Source organism: Methylococcus capsulatus (assembly GCF_036864975.1).
Lineage (GTDB): Bacteria > Pseudomonadota > Gammaproteobacteria > Methylococcales > Methylococcaceae > Methylococcus.
This window is the reverse complement of record NZ_CP104311.1, coordinates 3,305,859-3,320,753: the sequence shown is the minus strand read 5'-3', so window position 1 is coordinate 3,320,753 and position 14,895 is coordinate 3,305,859. Positions and strand designations below refer to the sequence as shown.

Genomic DNA, 14,895 nt, shown 5'->3' with positions numbered 1-14,895 from the left:
TCAGGAAACGGTGATCGAAACGGGTGAATTTTAGGATGCCTTCAGCGACAATGAAATCAAAAAAGCCCAGGGTATCCGACGCATTCTCCAAGGGGGGATAACACGATCTGCCCGTTTCCTTCACCCAAATAGGGTTTTTTCTCGCCTTGAAGGTATACAATTCGGTCCGAGGTTTATGGAAGGGGCGTTATTGCGGAAATCCGCGATAACGGGTAGTGGGAATGCCGTCCTCGGTTCATGGAGCCGCGGGTGGCGTGTCTGTTGAGGATGAAACTGATGTCGTCTGAAGTCGTTTTTGAGTCGGATGAGGCGCTCGTCGAAGGTTTGGAATACGGCGAGGGGGCGGCCGCGATCGAAATGGACGCCTGTGGTGAGATCGAAAGGGATGCCTTGGATGGCGGCGGCACGCAGATCTGGTTTGACGATATCGCCGATGATGGCGTAGAAGCGGCCGACACGGGGCCGGATCTCGATGCAACTCGCATCTATCTGAACCAGTTGGGGAAACGGAGGCTCCTGACGGCCGAGGAAGAAAAGCACTTCGGGCGCCTCGCCCTCGAGGGTGACGAGGATGCCCGCCGCCTCATGATCGAAAGCAATCTGCGGCTGGTCGTCAAGATCGCGCGCCGTTATCTGAACCGGGGACTGCCTTTGCTCGATCTGATCGAAGAAGGTAATCTCGGCCTGATCCGCGCGGTCGAAAAGTTCGAACCCCAACGCGGTTTTCGCTTCTCCACCTATGCCACCTGGTGGATAAGGCAGACGATCGAACGCGCCCTGATGAGCCAGGTCCGGGCGATCCGGCTTCCGATCCACGTCGCCAAGGAAATGAACACCGTATTGAAAGCCTATCGGAGCCTGTCCGTCAAAATGCAGGGAACGCCAACGGCCCGGGACGTGGCCCGGCAGCTCGATAAGCCGTGCGAGCGTGTCGCAGAGCTTCTGCGGCTGAGCGAAAAAGACTTGTCGGCCGATGCGCCGATCACGGCCGAGTCTTCCCGAACCCTCCTGGAGATGTCGCCGGACGATAATCAGAGTCCGGTCACCGATACGCTGCTCGCCGAGCGGATCGAGCAGAAAGTCGACGAATGGCTGGATCGGCTGAACTCGCGCCAGCGGGAAGTCCTTCAGCGCCGCTACGGCCTCGGCGGGTATGAGAAATCGACGCTCGAGGAGGTGGCCGCGGATATGGGGGTGACACGTGAGCGGGTGCGTCAGATTCAGCGGGAGGCGCAGATCAAGCTTCGCTCTATCCTGGAGGCGGAAGGCTACACGGCGGAAGCGGTCTTGCTGAATTGAGCCGTTCGTCGACGCCCTACGCCGTCCGCGTTAAATTGATGAGAATGCATCGGAATCGAGAGAGAACCATGACGCTTCGTAGACTCGGAATCCTGTGGCTTGCCGCCCGGTTGGCGGCATGCGCTTCTCTGGAGGAGAAGGTCCAGGATACGGAACAATTGCTGGCAGCGGCCGGATTCAAGATCAACTATGCCCAGACGGCGGAGCAGCAGGCCAATGTCAAGGGAATGACACAATACAAGCTCGTGGCACACCCGAAAGGCGACAAGGTGATGTACGTCTATGCGGATGCCAACATTTGTCGGTGCATCTACGTGGGCGATGCGGATGCCTACGCCCGTTTCCAGAAGCTCGCCGTGGAAAAGGAGATCGCTGACGAGCAGAGGCAGGCCGCGGAGACCAACCTCGACGCCACCATGAACTGGGGCATGTGGGGACCTGGATTGTGGTGGCCCTGATCGGCTGTCGCTTGTGGCGGCCGTTTCCCGCACTGTTGGTGATATGCCCCGAGGCGCCCTTCCTGGGCGCTTTTTGGGGGCAGATTACTTGCGCCAGAACGCCGGCGTGAAAATGATCAGCGCGGTGAATACCTCGATGCGGCCGAGGAACATCGCGATGGTGCATGTCCAGGTCTGGAAGTCGGAAAGCGTGGCGTAATTGCTGGCCGGTCCCACCATGTTGAGGCCGGGGCCCGCGTTGTTGATACTGGCAATGATGGCCGAGAAGGAAGACACCATGTCCAGTCCGCTGACCACCAGCAGCAACGTCAGGATGACAATGCTCATGAAGTAGACGAAGATGAAGCCGAGTACCGACAGGATGATATTGGACGGAATCACCATGTGTCCGATCTTGAGCGGATTGACCGCCATCGGATGGGTCAAGAGCAGCATCTGCAGTTGACTCTGTTTCATCAGGATCAAGGTGCGCATCATCTTGATCCCGCCGCCGGTCGAGCCGGTACACGCCAGGACGCTGCTCAGGAACAGCATCCACAGCGGAGCAAACAAAGGCCATTGGTTATAGTCCACCGAGGCGAATCCACAGTCGGTGGCGAGGGACACGAGGTTGAAGCTGGCATGCCGCAGAGCGGTCCAGAAATCCGGATAGATCCGGTGCCCGACCAGGAACAGCGCGATGGCCACGCAGCTTCCGAGTACCAGAACCAGATACGGAATGGCCTCGATGTCTTGCCGATACACCTTCAGGCTTCGGGTGTGGATTGCCAGGAAGTGGGTGGCGAAGTTCATTCCCGCGATCAGCATGAAGACTATCAAGATCGCCTCGATCATTGGTGAGTCGAAATACCCAACGCTAGCGTCATGGGTCGAGAACCCGCCCAGGCTCATGGCGGCGAAAGCATGGCAGACGGCATCCAGCCAGCTCATACCGGCCATCTTGAGGCACAGGATGCAGGCCAGCGTGATCGATGCGTAGACCAGCCAAAGTTTTTTGGCGGTTTCCGTGATCCGCGGTGTCAACTTGTTTTCCTTCATGGGGCCGGGTGTTTCGGCCATGAACAGCTGGCGTCCGCCGATGCCGAGGACGGGGAGAATCGCAACCGCCAACACGATGATTCCCATTCCTCCAAGCCAGTTCAGTTCATGCCGCCAGAGATTGATGGCCGGCGGTAGTTGATCCAGGCCGGCCAGTACCGTCGCCCCTGTCGTGGTCAACCCGGACATGGCTTCGAAATAGGCGTCCGTGAACGACAGCCCCTCGATGTACGACATCAGCGGGAACGTGGCGAAGGCCGTCATCCCGGTCCAGGCGAGCACGACCAGGATGAAGCCGTCTTTGGATTTCAGGTCGTAGCGGTGCTGTCGGGTGGCGATCCACAGTAAAGCGCCGGCGCCAATGGTGAAGAACATGTCTTCGATGAATAGGAGCGCCGTACCGTCGGCGGCAAGCAGGGATGCCGTGATCGGGATCAGATAGGTGAGGCTGAAGACGATCAGCATCAGTCCGAAGACGCGGGCCAGCGACAGCAGCCGCTTCGCGGTGGCGTGGGACGCAAGCTGGGGCATCGTCAGCAGTGATGGTAAAGACCGGGCACGATGGGCATGCTCAAGTGGCCGGCGCCGGCCGACGGCGGTTACAGAAAGCTGGTCGTCTTATGGGATCGGACCCATGATTCCGATACGCCGACCACGTTGGACGGTTCATGGCGTGGCCGGGTTTATCGCGGCAAATCGGAGTAGCCCATGAGGAACTCGTCGACGGCGCGAGCCGCCTGGCGTCCCTCGCGTATGGCCCAGACGACCAGCGATTGCCCCCGCCTCATGTCGCCGGCCGCGAAGATTTTGTCTACCGAAGTCCGGTAGTTCCGCGTGTCCGCCTGGACATTGCCGCGCGTGTCCAGCTGGACACCGGCCTCTTGCAGCAATCCTTCCTGCACCGGGTGGACAAAGCCCATGGCGAGCAGGACCAAGTCTGCCTTGAGCGTAAATTCGCTGCCGGGGACTTCTTCCATCATCCAGCGCCCGCCTTCTTGTTTCCAACTCACTTCGATGCAATGGATAGCCGTCACCCTGCCGTTCTCGCCGCTGAAGCGCTGGGTCGCAACGCTCCAACGCCGTTCACAGCCCTCTTCGTGGGAGGAGGACGTGCGCAGCCGGTTGGGCCAGTTCGGCCAGGTAAGTCCTTTGTCTTCCTTGGCGGGTGGCCGGGGCAGGATTTCCAACTGCACCACCGAGGCAGCTCCCTGACGAATCGAGGTGCCGATGCAGTCGGAACCGGTATCGCCGCCGCCGATGACGATGACGTGTTTGTCGGTCGCCAGAATGCTTTCCGCTTCGTCAATCGTGTCGCCGGCAACACGCTTGTTCTGCTGTTTCAGGAACTCCATCGCGAAATGGATACCACCCAGCTCCCGTCCAGGAACGGGCAGGTCGCGCGGTTTTTCCGATCCGCCCGCCAGCACGATGGCGTCGAATTCGGCCATCAACCGACTCAGAGGAATGTTGGCGCCGATGTGGCTGTTGGGGCGGAAGATCACGCCTTCCGCCTGCATTTGGGCGATGCGGCGGTCGATCAAATGCTTTTCCATCTTGAAGTCGGGAATGCCGTAGCGTAGCAGGCCGCCGATGCGGTCGGCCTTTTCATAAACCACCACGCCATGACCCACGCGAGCCAGTTGCTGGGCGCAAGCGAGACCGGCCGGCCCGGAACCTACGACCGCGACCCGCTTGTCGGTGCGCTTGAGCGGAATCTGCGGCCGGATCCGGTTTTCTTGCCAGGCCTTGTCCACGATGGCGCATTCGATAGTCTTGATGGTGACCGGTTCGTCGTTGAGATTCAACGTGCAGGCCGCTTCGCAAGGGGCGGGGCAGATGCGACCGGTGAATTCCGGGAAGTTGTTGGTGCTGTGAAGCACCTCGGTCGCCTCCTCCCAGTCGCCCTGGTACACCAGGTCGTTCCAATCCGGAATGATGTTGTTGATCGGGCAGCCCTGATGGCAATACGGAATGCCGCAGTCCATGCAACGGGCGCCCTGGCGGCGGACCTCTTCATCGCTCAACGGTACGATGAACTCGCGGTAGTGCTGAATCCGGTCGGCGACCAGGGTATAGCGCCGGTCCTGCCGCGCGATTTCCATGAAACCGGTGGGTTTTCCCATTTTTCTCGATACCTCGTTCTTGTTTTGTGGGCCTGGCATCAGTGATGCGCGGCTGCACCGGTTCGGGTTTGCTGCATTTTTTCCAGCGCTTTGCGGTAGTCCACTGGCATGACCTTGAGGAACTTGGCTACATAGGCGTCCCAGTTGTCCAGGATCAGGCGGGCCCGCCCGCTACCGGTATAGCGCAGGTGTTTTTCGATCAGGAAACGCAGGCGGCGCATATCGTTGCGGGTCATGTCGTGCATGATGTCGACCATGCCGTGGGTCTCGAGATCGCCGCCCTGGTGCTCGAAATGCTCGAGTGCATCGTCTTCCGCCGGTACTGGCTGGAGTTCCACCATGGCGAGGTTGCAGCGCCGTTCGAAATCGCCGGATTCGTCCAGAACATAAGCGACGCCACCGGACATGCCGGCGGCGAAGTTGCGGCCGGTCGTCCCCAGCACCACCACCACGCCGCCGGTCATGTATTCGCAGCCGTGATCGCCCACTCCTTCTACCACCGCGATCGCACCGGAGTTACGGACTGCGAAGCGTTCCCCCGCCACGCCGCGGAAGTAACATTCGCCGCTGATGGCGCCATACAGTACGGTGTTGCCGACGATGATGTTCTGCTCCGGCGTAATCGGGCAGTCGGCCGGCGGGTAGATTGCCAGGCGGCCGCCGGACAGCCCCTTCCCGACATAGTCGTTGGCCTCACCTTCCAGTTCCAGCGTCACGCCGGCCGCGAGGAAGGCGCCGAAGCTCTGGCCGGCGGTACCATGGGCTTTGATATGGATGGTGTCTTCCGGCAGACCCGCGTGTCCGTAGCGCTTGGCGACCTCACCCGAGAGCATGGCGCCGAGGGTCCGGTTGTAGTTGCGGATGTCGATATCGATGTGGACCGGTTTTTTCTCTTCCAGCGCGGGGCTGGCAAGTTCGATCAGCTTGCGGTCCAGCGCCTTGTCCAGCCCGTGGTCTTGCGTTTCGCGATTGACGATGGCGACGTCGGGGCCGACTTCGGGTTTGTACAGGATCTTCGACAGGTCGATGCGCGAGGCTTTCCAATGGTCGATGGCCTTGCGCATATCCAGCAGATCGGAACGTCCGACCATTTCCTCGTAGCGCCGGAAACCGAGCCGGGCCATGAACTGGCGCACTTCCTCGGCGACGAAGAAGAAATAATTCACCACATGTTCCGGCTTGCCGGTGAAGCGCTTGCGCAGCTCGGGGTCCTGTGTCGCCACCCCCACCGGGCAGGTGTTGAGATGGCATTTCCGCATCATGATACAGCCCTCGACGATCAGCGGGGCGGTAGCGAAGCCGACTTCATCCGCGCCGAGGAGGGCGGCGATCACCACATCACGCCCAGTACGCATGCCGCCATCGGCCTGCACGCAGATGCGTCCCCGCAGGCGGTTGAGGACCAGGGTCTGATGGGTTTCGGCCAGGCCGATTTCCCAAGGCAGGCCGGCGTGCTTGATCGAGGTGATCGGGCTGGCGCCGGTGCCGCCATCGTAACCGGAAATGGTGACGTGGTCGGCATGGGCTTTGGCAACGCCCGCTGCTACCGTGCCGACGCCGACCTCCGATACCAGCTTGACGCTGATACGGGCCGCCGGATTGACATTCTTCAGATCGTGGATCAGTTGGGCCAGGTCTTCGATCGAATAGATGTCATGGTGCGGTGGAGGTGAGATCAGACCGACGCCCGGGGTCGAATGGCGCACCTTGGCGATGACGGCATCGACTTTGTGGCCGGGCAACTGGCCGCCTTCGCCCGGCTTGGCGCCCTGCGAGATCTTGATCTGGATGTCGTCGGCGTTGACCAGGTACTCCGCGGTGACCCCGAAACGGCCGGACGCGACCTGCTTGATCGCCGAGCGCAGGGAATCGCCGTTCGCCAGAGGTACGAAGCGTTCCGGCAGTTCGCCGCCTTCCCCGGTATTCGACTTGCCGCCGATCCGGTTCATGGCGATCGCCAGGGTGGTGTGGGCCTCGTACGAGATCGATCCGAACGACATGGCGCCGGTGGCGAAGCGTTTGACGATGTCCTTGGCGGGCTCGACCTCGTCCAGCGGCACGGGTTCGGCCGCAAACCGGAAATCCATCAGGCCGCGCAGCGTCAACAGCTGCTCGTTCTGCTCGTTGATCAGCCGGGCATACTCGGCGTAGGTTGCGGCGTCGTTGGCGCGGGTGGCGTGCTGCAGCTTGGAGATGGTTTCCGGGGTCCACATGTGGCCCTCGCCGCGCAGCCGGTAGGCGTACTCGCCACCGACGTCCAGCGCATTGCGGTAGAGTGGCGCATTACCGAAAGCCAGACGATGACGCCGCACGGTTTCTTCCGCGACTTCCTTGAGCTCGATACCGCCCGTGGTGCATTCGGTTCCGTGGAAATAGCGGGCGAGGAAGTTCTCTCCCAGTCCGACGGCGTTAAATATCTGCGCCCCACAATAAGACTGGTAGGTAGAGATGCCCATTTTCGACATGATTTTGAGCAGCGCTTTGCCGATCGCTTTGATGTAGCGCTTATGGGCCTCTTCTTCACTGATCTTTTCCGGCAGTGTGCCGATCAGATCGGATAAGGTGTCGAAGGCAAGGTAGGGATTGATGGCCTCCGCGCCGTAACCGGCGAGGAGAGCGAAATGGTGCACTTCGCGAGCTTCCCCTGTTTCCACCACCAAACCCGAATGCGTGCGGAGACCAGCCCGGATCAGATGGTGATGCACCGCCGAGGTGGCCAGCAGCGCTGGAATCGCGATGTGACCTGCGTCCATACCCCGGTCCGAAAGAATCAGAATGTTGTTGCCCTCCAGTACGGCCTGTTCCGCGCGTTTGCACAGAGCATCGAGCGCAGGTTCCATGCCAGGGGCTCCAGCATCGGCCGGAAAGCAGATACTCAGGGTCTTGGTCTTGAACGCACCCTGGGTCCGAGCCTCGATGCGGCGGATCTTTTCCAGGTCGCCGTTGCTGAGGATCGGCTGGTGCACCTCGAGCCGTTTGTTGTTACCGCCATTGTCCAGCGCCAGCAGGTTGGGACGTGGACCGATGTGGGACACCAGCGACATCACCAGCTCTTCGCGGATGGGGTCGATCGCGGGATTGGTGACCTGGGCGAAGCTCTGTTTGAAATAGTCGTACAGCATCCGCGGCCGGTTCGACAGAACCGCAAGAGCGGCATCGGTACCCATGGAACCGACCGGCTCCTGGCCGCTCAAGGCGATCGGCTTGAAGAAGACCTTGATGTCTTCCTGGGTATAGCCGAAAGCCTGTTGACGGTCGAGCAGGGTGGCGTGATCCGGTGCCATGGCGGCCACTTCGGGCGGCAGGTTCTCCACATTGATTTGAGTTCTGTCCAGCCATTCCTGATAAGGATTGCGGCCGGCCAGCCCGTCCTTTATTTCCTGGTCTTCAATGATGCGCCCTTGCTCCAGGTCGATCAGGAACATCTTGCCGGGCTGCAGCCGCCACTTCTTGACGATTTTGTGCTGCGGGATGTTCAGCACGCCCATTTCTGAGCCCATGATAACGTAGTCGTCGTCGGTGATCAGATAGCGGGCAGGTCGCAGGCCGTTGCGGTCGAGGGTGGCGCCGATCTGGCGGCCGTCCGTGAAGGCCACCGCGGCGGGGCCGTCCCAGGGTTCCATCAGCGCCGAGTAATACTCGTAGAACGCCCGGCGCTTGGCATCCATCAGGGGGTTACCGGCCCAGGCTTCCGGAATCAGCAGCATCATGGCATGGACCAGCGAATAGCCGCCGGCGACCAGCAGCTCCAGCGCATTGTCGAAGCAAGCCGAGTCAGACTGACCTTCGGCGATCAGCGGCCAAATCTTGTCCAGGTCCTCGCCCAAAAGCTCGGACTTCATCGACTGGCGGCGTGCCGCCATCCAGTTGATGTTGCCGCGGATGGTGTTGATCTCGCCGTTATGGGCGATCATCCGGAACGGGTGGGCCAGATCCCAGGTCGGGAAGGTGTTGGTCGAGAAGCGCTGATGCACCAGGGCCAGGCCGGAAACCAGGCTCTCATCGCGGAGGTCGAGGTAGTAGGCCCCCACCTGGTCCGCCAGCAGCATCCCTTTATAGACGATGGTGCGCGACGACAGCGACGGCAGATAGAACATCTCGTCGCCGGCGATTTGACCATCGCGGATGGCGTTTTCGGCCTGCTTGCGGATGACGAACAGCTTGCGCTCGAACGCACTCTGATCGGCGCGGCCGGCACCGCGGCCGATGAATACCTGGCGTATGAAAGGTTCCACGGCCTTGACCGTTTCGCCGATGCCGGTGTTGTCCACGGGGACATCGCGCCAGCCGAGTACCGTTTGGCCCTCGGCGGTCACATAGTGAGTCAGAATTTCCTCGCAGTGGCGTCGCTTGTTTGCATCCCGAGGCAGGAACAGCATGCCCACGCCATAGTGTCCTGGTTCGGGAAGCGTGATGCCGACTCTTGCGCACTCTTTGCGCAGAAATGCATCGGGCAGCTGGAGCAGGATGCCGGCGCCGTCGCCCGCCAGGGGATCGGCTCCCACTGCTCCGCGATGGGTGAGATTCTTCAGTATTTCCAGCCCCTGGAGAACGATGTCATGGCTTTTTTTGCCCTTGATGTGGGCGATGAAGCCGACGCCGCAAGCGTCGTGTTCATGGCGTGGATCGTACAAACCCTGCTTTTGGGGCAAAGTATGGTGGCTCATTGGGGTTACCTCTTGAGGAGCGCGCCGGGGTCAACGAGCGAACGCGTCTGGATTGGCGCCCCGCCCGTTCCGATACGTGATTCCCCCCCGCGCGGGATGGCCGCGGTCTGCTCGGACTCGGTGATCGACGGAGGGGGACGAGTTCATCGCACTGGGGGCATGGGTCCGCCCGCAAAAAAATGGCTGGACACTATAGGGAATCGGGTATGTATTTGCAACACCTCCGGTTGGCCATGCGGTGGGCTCCCTGTTGTTCGGGAAAAGTGAAAGGGGTATAGTGCACCGTTTTGTGGTGGGGCGTCTGGGCCCTTCTCCTTGCTTCACCGCTTGGCGGGGAGCTGACTCAAACCGAAAGGAGCATTAGTGTGCGACATTATGAAATAGTATTCATGGTCCATCCGGACCAGAGCGGACAGGTGCCGGCGATGATCGAACGGTACCGTTCCATCATCGAGAGTGCGGCGGGCCGCGTCCATCGCCTGGAAGACTGGGGGCGCCGTCAGTTGGCCTATCCGATCGCCAAGCTGCACAAGGCGCATTATGTGCTGATGAACATCGAATGCGATCAGGCGACCTTGGAAGAGTTAGAAAGCGGTTTTCGGTTCAACGATGCAGTTCTGCGCAGCCTGACGATCAAGCGCGACGAGGCGGTGACCGAGCCGTCCGCGCTGGCGAGGTCCGGCGGTGAGGCCGAGACCGAGCGCGCGCCGGCGGAGGAAGGCGGGGAAGAAACCGCCGTTGGCGTCGCGCCGGGCAACGTGGCGGAAGCAGAGGCTTGACGCCGCTGCCGGTCGACCAAATAAAGCATAATTGCCGATCAGATTCTGGAGTTCATCAATGGTTCGTCAATTCAAACGTAGAAGGTATTGCCGCTTCACCGCGGAAGACATCAAGGAAATCGATTACAAGGACCTGGACACCCTGCGGGAATATATCTCCGAGACGGGAAAAATCGTTCCCAGCCGTATCACGGGGACCAGCGCTAAGTATCAGCGTCAGTTGGCCACGGCCATCAAGCGCGCGCGCTTCCTCGCGCTGCTGCCGTTCTGCGACGCGCACGAGCAGTAAGCGCCGTTCGACCGTTCGCGCGAGAGGACCAGGGTTCGTGAAGGGGCTTGCGGCTTTCGTCATGAAGGGTCGAGGGCAGGCGGTGCTGGTCATCGCCGGACTCGTATGCCTTTCGTTCATGATACCGCTGGTCGGTCTGCTGAGTTCCGCCGCTTTCGGACTCGTCGTGCTGAGACAGGGTTTACCGGTCGCCTCCACGGTGCTGGCTCTGTCGGCGGCGGCGGTCGCGGTGTTTGGCGGTGTGGTTCTGGGCAGTGTAGCAGCGCCGTTGATCTATGCGCTGCTGCTCTGGCTCCCTACCGCCGTCGTGGCGTGGGTGCTGCGGATTTCCCGTCGGATCGACTGGGCATTGGCTGCCGTCGTCTTGCCGGCGCTGGTTGCGGTGCTGGCGGTTTACGGACTGATAGGGGAGCCGGCGGAGTTCTGGGCCGACAAACTCATGCCGATGGTTCAGCCGCTGCTGGATCAGGCTCCGGCCGGTTTCGACGCGGAAGCTATGCGGGCCAGTCTGCGGGTAGCGGCGCATTATGCAACAGGGTTCGTGAGCGCGGGTTCCGCCTTGAGCATTTTCATGGCGCTGATGTTGGCGCGATGGTGGCAATCCCTGCTTTACAATCCCGGCGGGTTTCGTACCGAGTTTCTTGAGCTGCGGCCCGCGCCGGCGTTTGCGTATGCCGCGGTGGTCTGCATCGGCGGCGCCATGTTGTTGCCTGCCCCGGCCGAATTGCTGTGGAATCTCGGTCTGGTGTTTTTCGTGCTGTACCTCGTAGCTGGAATCGCCGTGCTCCATGCGCTGTTGTCCCGTCGTCCTGCCGGAAAGTTCTGGCTAGCCGGACTCTATCTGTTGTTGTTCGTGATTCCTCAGGTCGCCATTCCCGTCGTCCTCATGGGGTTCACGGACGTCTGGATGGACTGGCGGCACCGGCGTGCAGCGGGCGTCTGAAACAAGTTGGCCGGAAATAATTCATTTCTTAAATCAGTTTTTTCGAGGTCTTAGAAGATGGATGTGATTCTTCTTGAAAAGGTGCCGAATCTCGGCAACTTGGGTGACAAAGTTTCGGTGCGTCCGGGATATGGTCGCAATTTCCTCATCCCGAAAGGGAAGGCGGTTGTCGCAACGGCGGCTAAGCTGGCCGAGTTCGAGCAGCGGCGGGCGGATCTGGAGAAAAAGGCATCCGAAGAGCTGGCTGCCGCACAGGCTCGCGCCGAGGCCATTTCGCAGCTGAGCGTATCGATTACCCAAAAGGCCGGCGAGGAAGGCAAGCTGTACGGCTCGGTCGGTACTAAGGATATCGCCGAAGCGGTGACCGCGGCCGGTGTGCCGGTCGAACGGCACGAAGTGCGGCTGCCTCATGGTCCGATCCGGCTCGCCGGGGACTACGAAATCACTTTGCACCTGCACAGCGACGTGAACGCGACGCTGAACCTGAAAGTCATCGGCGAGTAATCCGAACCCTGGTGCCAGAGGGCGGAGCGTGAGGTCCGTTTATACGAGCCTGTTTTACGCGTCCCTCCCTTGGGTGCTGGCGCGCCTGTTATGGCGCAGCCAAGCGAATCCCGGTTACCGGGACCGGATTGCCGAGCGGTTAGGATTCTATTCCGGCCCGCCCAGGCCGGTGGACGTCTGGATTCATGCGGTTTCCGTGGGCGAGGCGGAAGCCGCTTTTTCATTGATCGCCACCCTCCGGCGACACACTCCGGCTCGCATTCTCGTCACGACCACCACACCGACCGGCTCGGCGCGGGTGCGCAAGGTGCTCGGTGACACGGTCGAGCATGTTTTTCTGCCATATGATCTGCCGGATGCTGTCGGCCGTTTTCTGGGGCATTTCTCTCCGCGTGCGGCCGTCATCATGGAGACGGAAATCTGGCCCAATTTGTTCACAGCCTGCCGGAAGCGCGGTATTCCTCTTCTCATCGCCAACGCCCGTTTGTCGGAGCGCTCGGCCCGGCGCTATGCCTGTATCCGCGGTACTCTGAGGAGCCTTCTGGCCGGCGTCGACATCGCCGCGCAGACCGAAGCCGACGCCCAGCGTTTTGTCACCATCGGCGCGGATCCTGCGACCATCACCATCACCGGCAATCTGAAATTCGATGCCGCACCGGACGCCTCGGTCAGGGCGGGCGGTGCGGCTCTCAAGCGGGCCTTGTTCCAGGAACGGCCGGTCTGGCTGGCAGCGAGTACGCATAGGGGGGAGGAAAAGGCGGTGCTGGAGGCTTTCTCCCGCATCCGCTCCCGGTATCCCGAACTGCTGCTGGTAATCGCGCCCCGTCATCCCGAGCGTTTCGAAGAGGTCGCGCGGTTGGCCGCAGCGGCCGGTCACCGGGTCGCCCGACAAACGCAAGCGGGGAAGGCCGTGCCCGGGGCATTCGAGATTTTTCTGCTCGACACACTGGGGGACCTCGTGCGCTTCTATGCCGCCAGTGATATCGCATTCATCGGAGGGAGCCTGGTCGACGTCGGTGGCCACAACGTGGTCGAGCCCGCTTTGGCGGAAACGGCCATCGTGTTCGGGCCATACACGCGAAATTTCCAGCAGATATGTGATGATCTCGAGGGCGGGGGGGCTGCCGTTCGGGTTCGCGATAGCGGGGAACTGGCGGCCGCGGTCGGCCGGTTGGTGGCGGATGGGGTCAGTCGCGGTGATATGGTGCAGCAGGCGCTTGCCTTCGTAAAGCGCAACCGGGGGGCTGCGGAGCGCCATTGGCGAATTCTCGCCCGTCATTTTGGAGAGTCTTTCCAGTCGCATTGATTTTTTGGAGGTGCGCACCATGAGTAGTGTAACGATCAAGCCACTCATTCTCTCGGGTGGAGTGGGCTCCCGTCTCTGGCCGCATTCGCGCGAAGCCTATCCCAAGCAGTTTCTTCCTCTGTTGGGCGAGCGCACCTTGTTTCAGGAAACCGCCGGGCGTATCAGTGGGATGACGGAGCCGTGCTTCGACATCCGCTCGCCCTTGGTCGTGTGCAATGAACAGCATCGTTTTCTGGTGGCCGAGCAGCTGCGGCAGATGGGCTATGAAGATGCCGATATCCTCCTCGAACCGAGTGGCCGCAACACGGCTCCGGCGTTAACGATTGCGGCGCTGCACGTTCGTGAGCGCCTCGGGGGCGACTGCATTCTGGCAGTGATGCCAGCGGATCACCACATCGCCGACGTGGAAGGTTTCCGCGTCGGTATGGCGCGGGCTCTGGAGGTTGCAGGACGCGGGCTGATCGGGACGTTCGGTATCGTGCCGGACCGGCCGGAGACGGGTTACGGCTATATTCGCAAAGGACGGGCGCTGGAGGACGGCACGGTTTTCGAGCTGGAGGCCTTCGTGGAAAAACCGGATGCCGAAACCGCAGTGCATTATCTGAGCTCCGGTGAGTACCTATGGAACAGCGGGCTGTTCGTGCTGCGGGTGAATGTCTGGCTAGAGCGGATCGGTTCGCATCGCCCCGACATCCTGGAATCCTGTTCCGCAGCCTATGAAAAAGCCGGCGCAGACGGTAATTTCATACGGGTTGACCGGACCGATTTCCTGCGCTGCCCGTCCGATTCCATCGACTACGCCGTGATGGAAAAGCTCAATGGCACGGGACAGGCGGTCGTCATACCGCTCGACGTGGGTTGGTGTGATCTCGGTTCCTGGGCATCGCTGTCCGAAGTCAAGCCGCGGGACGAGCACGGCAACGTCGTGGAAGGTGACGTTTATGCGCGCGATACCAGGAATTCGCTGCTGTATGCCGACAGCCGGTTTCTCGCCGCCATCGGCGTGGACGACCTGCTGGTGGTGGACACGGCGGACGCGGTGTTGGTCGCGCACAAGTCGAAGGCTCAGGATATCAAGCAGATCGCCGAACATCTCAAAGCGGCGAACCGTACCGAACACAAGGTCCATCGCCGGGTGCACCGCCCCTGGGGAACCTACGAGTCGATCGATACCGGCCAGCGCTACCAGGTCAAGCGGATCACGGTGACGCCGGGCGCCGCTCTTTCGCTGCAGATGCATCACCATCGGGCCGAGCACTGGATCGTCGTACGGGGTACCGCCCGGGTCGTCCGCGGCGAAGAGTCATTCCTGCTGACGGAAAACCAGTCCACTTACATCCCCCTCGGGGTTCATCATCGTCTGGAAAATCCAGGAACCATTCCGTTGGAAATCATCGAGGTGCAATCCGGCAGTTACCTCGGTGAGGACGACATCGTCCGCTTCCAGGACCACTATCATCGTACCGAAGAACGCTAGGAACATTCCCGC

At 61.0% G+C, this 14,895-nt stretch carries 11 protein-coding genes; 8 read left to right on the top strand and 3 right to left on the bottom strand.

Translation table 11 applies throughout. From position 1 onward, the window contains the following. Window positions 1-276 precede the first annotated feature (276 nt). Together rpoS and N4J17_RS16030 are read left to right on the top strand one after the other, a co-directional pair. Window positions 277-1,299, top strand: coding sequence for an RNA polymerase sigma factor RpoS (rpoS, locus tag N4J17_RS16035; protein ID WP_198322827.1), 1,023 nt, complete (start codon window positions 277-279; stop codon window positions 1,297-1,299). A gap of 68 nt (window positions 1,300-1,367) precedes the next feature. After that, window positions 1,368-1,757, top strand: a complete 390-nt coding sequence (locus N4J17_RS16030) for a hypothetical protein (RefSeq protein ID WP_198322826.1) — start codon at window positions 1,368-1,370, stop codon at window positions 1,755-1,757. 84 nt (window positions 1,758-1,841) lie between these two features. On the opposite strand, the gene N4J17_RS16025 is transcribed toward N4J17_RS16030, so the two are convergent. From N4J17_RS16025 to gltB, 3 genes are all read right to left on the bottom strand, one after another. Then, complete coding sequence (locus N4J17_RS16025) at window positions 1,842-3,326, bottom strand: TrkH family potassium uptake protein (RefSeq protein WP_198322825.1); 1,485 nt, start codon at window positions 3,324-3,326, stop codon at window positions 1,842-1,844. 152 nt (window positions 3,327-3,478) lie between these two features. Further along, on the bottom strand, window positions 3,479-4,918 hold the full coding sequence (locus N4J17_RS16020; RefSeq protein ID WP_198322824.1) for a glutamate synthase subunit beta: 1,440 nt from the start codon (window positions 4,916-4,918) through the stop codon (window positions 3,479-3,481). 38 nt (window positions 4,919-4,956) lie between these two features. Beyond that, window positions 4,957-9,585 carry a glutamate synthase large subunit gene (gene gltB, locus N4J17_RS16015; RefSeq protein ID WP_198322823.1) on the bottom strand — a complete coding sequence of 1,543 codons (4,629 nt, stop codon included), beginning with the start codon at window positions 9,583-9,585 and terminating at the stop codon, window positions 4,957-4,959. A 365-nt stretch (window positions 9,586-9,950) separates the two neighbouring features. Between gltB and rpsF the strand changes: the two genes are divergently transcribed. The 6 genes from rpsF to N4J17_RS15985 are packed head-to-tail and all read left to right on the top strand — an operon-like array spanning window position 9,951 to window position 14,883. Further along, entirely contained in the window at window positions 9,951-10,364 is a 414-nt protein-coding gene (gene rpsF, locus N4J17_RS16010) for a 30S ribosomal protein S6 (RefSeq protein ID WP_198322822.1), read from the top strand. Between the two features lie 58 nt (window positions 10,365-10,422). Continuing rightward, the gene (gene rpsR / locus N4J17_RS16005) at window positions 10,423-10,653 is read left to right on the top strand and encodes a 30S ribosomal protein S18 (RefSeq protein WP_198322821.1); all 231 of its coding nucleotides are present in this window, start codon (window positions 10,423-10,425) and stop codon (window positions 10,651-10,653) included. A gap of 37 nt (window positions 10,654-10,690) precedes the next feature. Further along, window positions 10,691-11,596, top strand: coding sequence for a hypothetical protein (locus tag N4J17_RS16000; protein WP_277458489.1), 906 nt, complete (start codon window positions 10,691-10,693; stop codon window positions 11,594-11,596). A gap of 57 nt (window positions 11,597-11,653) precedes the next feature. Beyond that, the gene (rplI, locus tag N4J17_RS15995) at window positions 11,654-12,100 is read left to right on the top strand and encodes a 50S ribosomal protein L9 (protein ID WP_198322820.1); all 447 of its coding nucleotides are present in this window, start codon (window positions 11,654-11,656) and stop codon (window positions 12,098-12,100) included. 28 nt (window positions 12,101-12,128) lie between these two features. Beyond that, window positions 12,129-13,406: a lipid IV(A) 3-deoxy-D-manno-octulosonic acid transferase gene (gene waaA, locus N4J17_RS15990; protein ID WP_198322819.1), complete on the top strand. Its 1,278-nt coding sequence runs from the start codon at window positions 12,129-12,131 to the stop codon at window positions 13,404-13,406. A 19-nt stretch (window positions 13,407-13,425) separates the two neighbouring features. Beyond that, the gene (locus N4J17_RS15985; RefSeq protein WP_198322818.1) at window positions 13,426-14,883 is read left to right on the top strand and encodes a mannose-1-phosphate guanylyltransferase/mannose-6-phosphate isomerase; all 1,458 of its coding nucleotides are present in this window, start codon (window positions 13,426-13,428) and stop codon (window positions 14,881-14,883) included. Window positions 14,884-14,895: the final 12 nt, after the last annotated feature.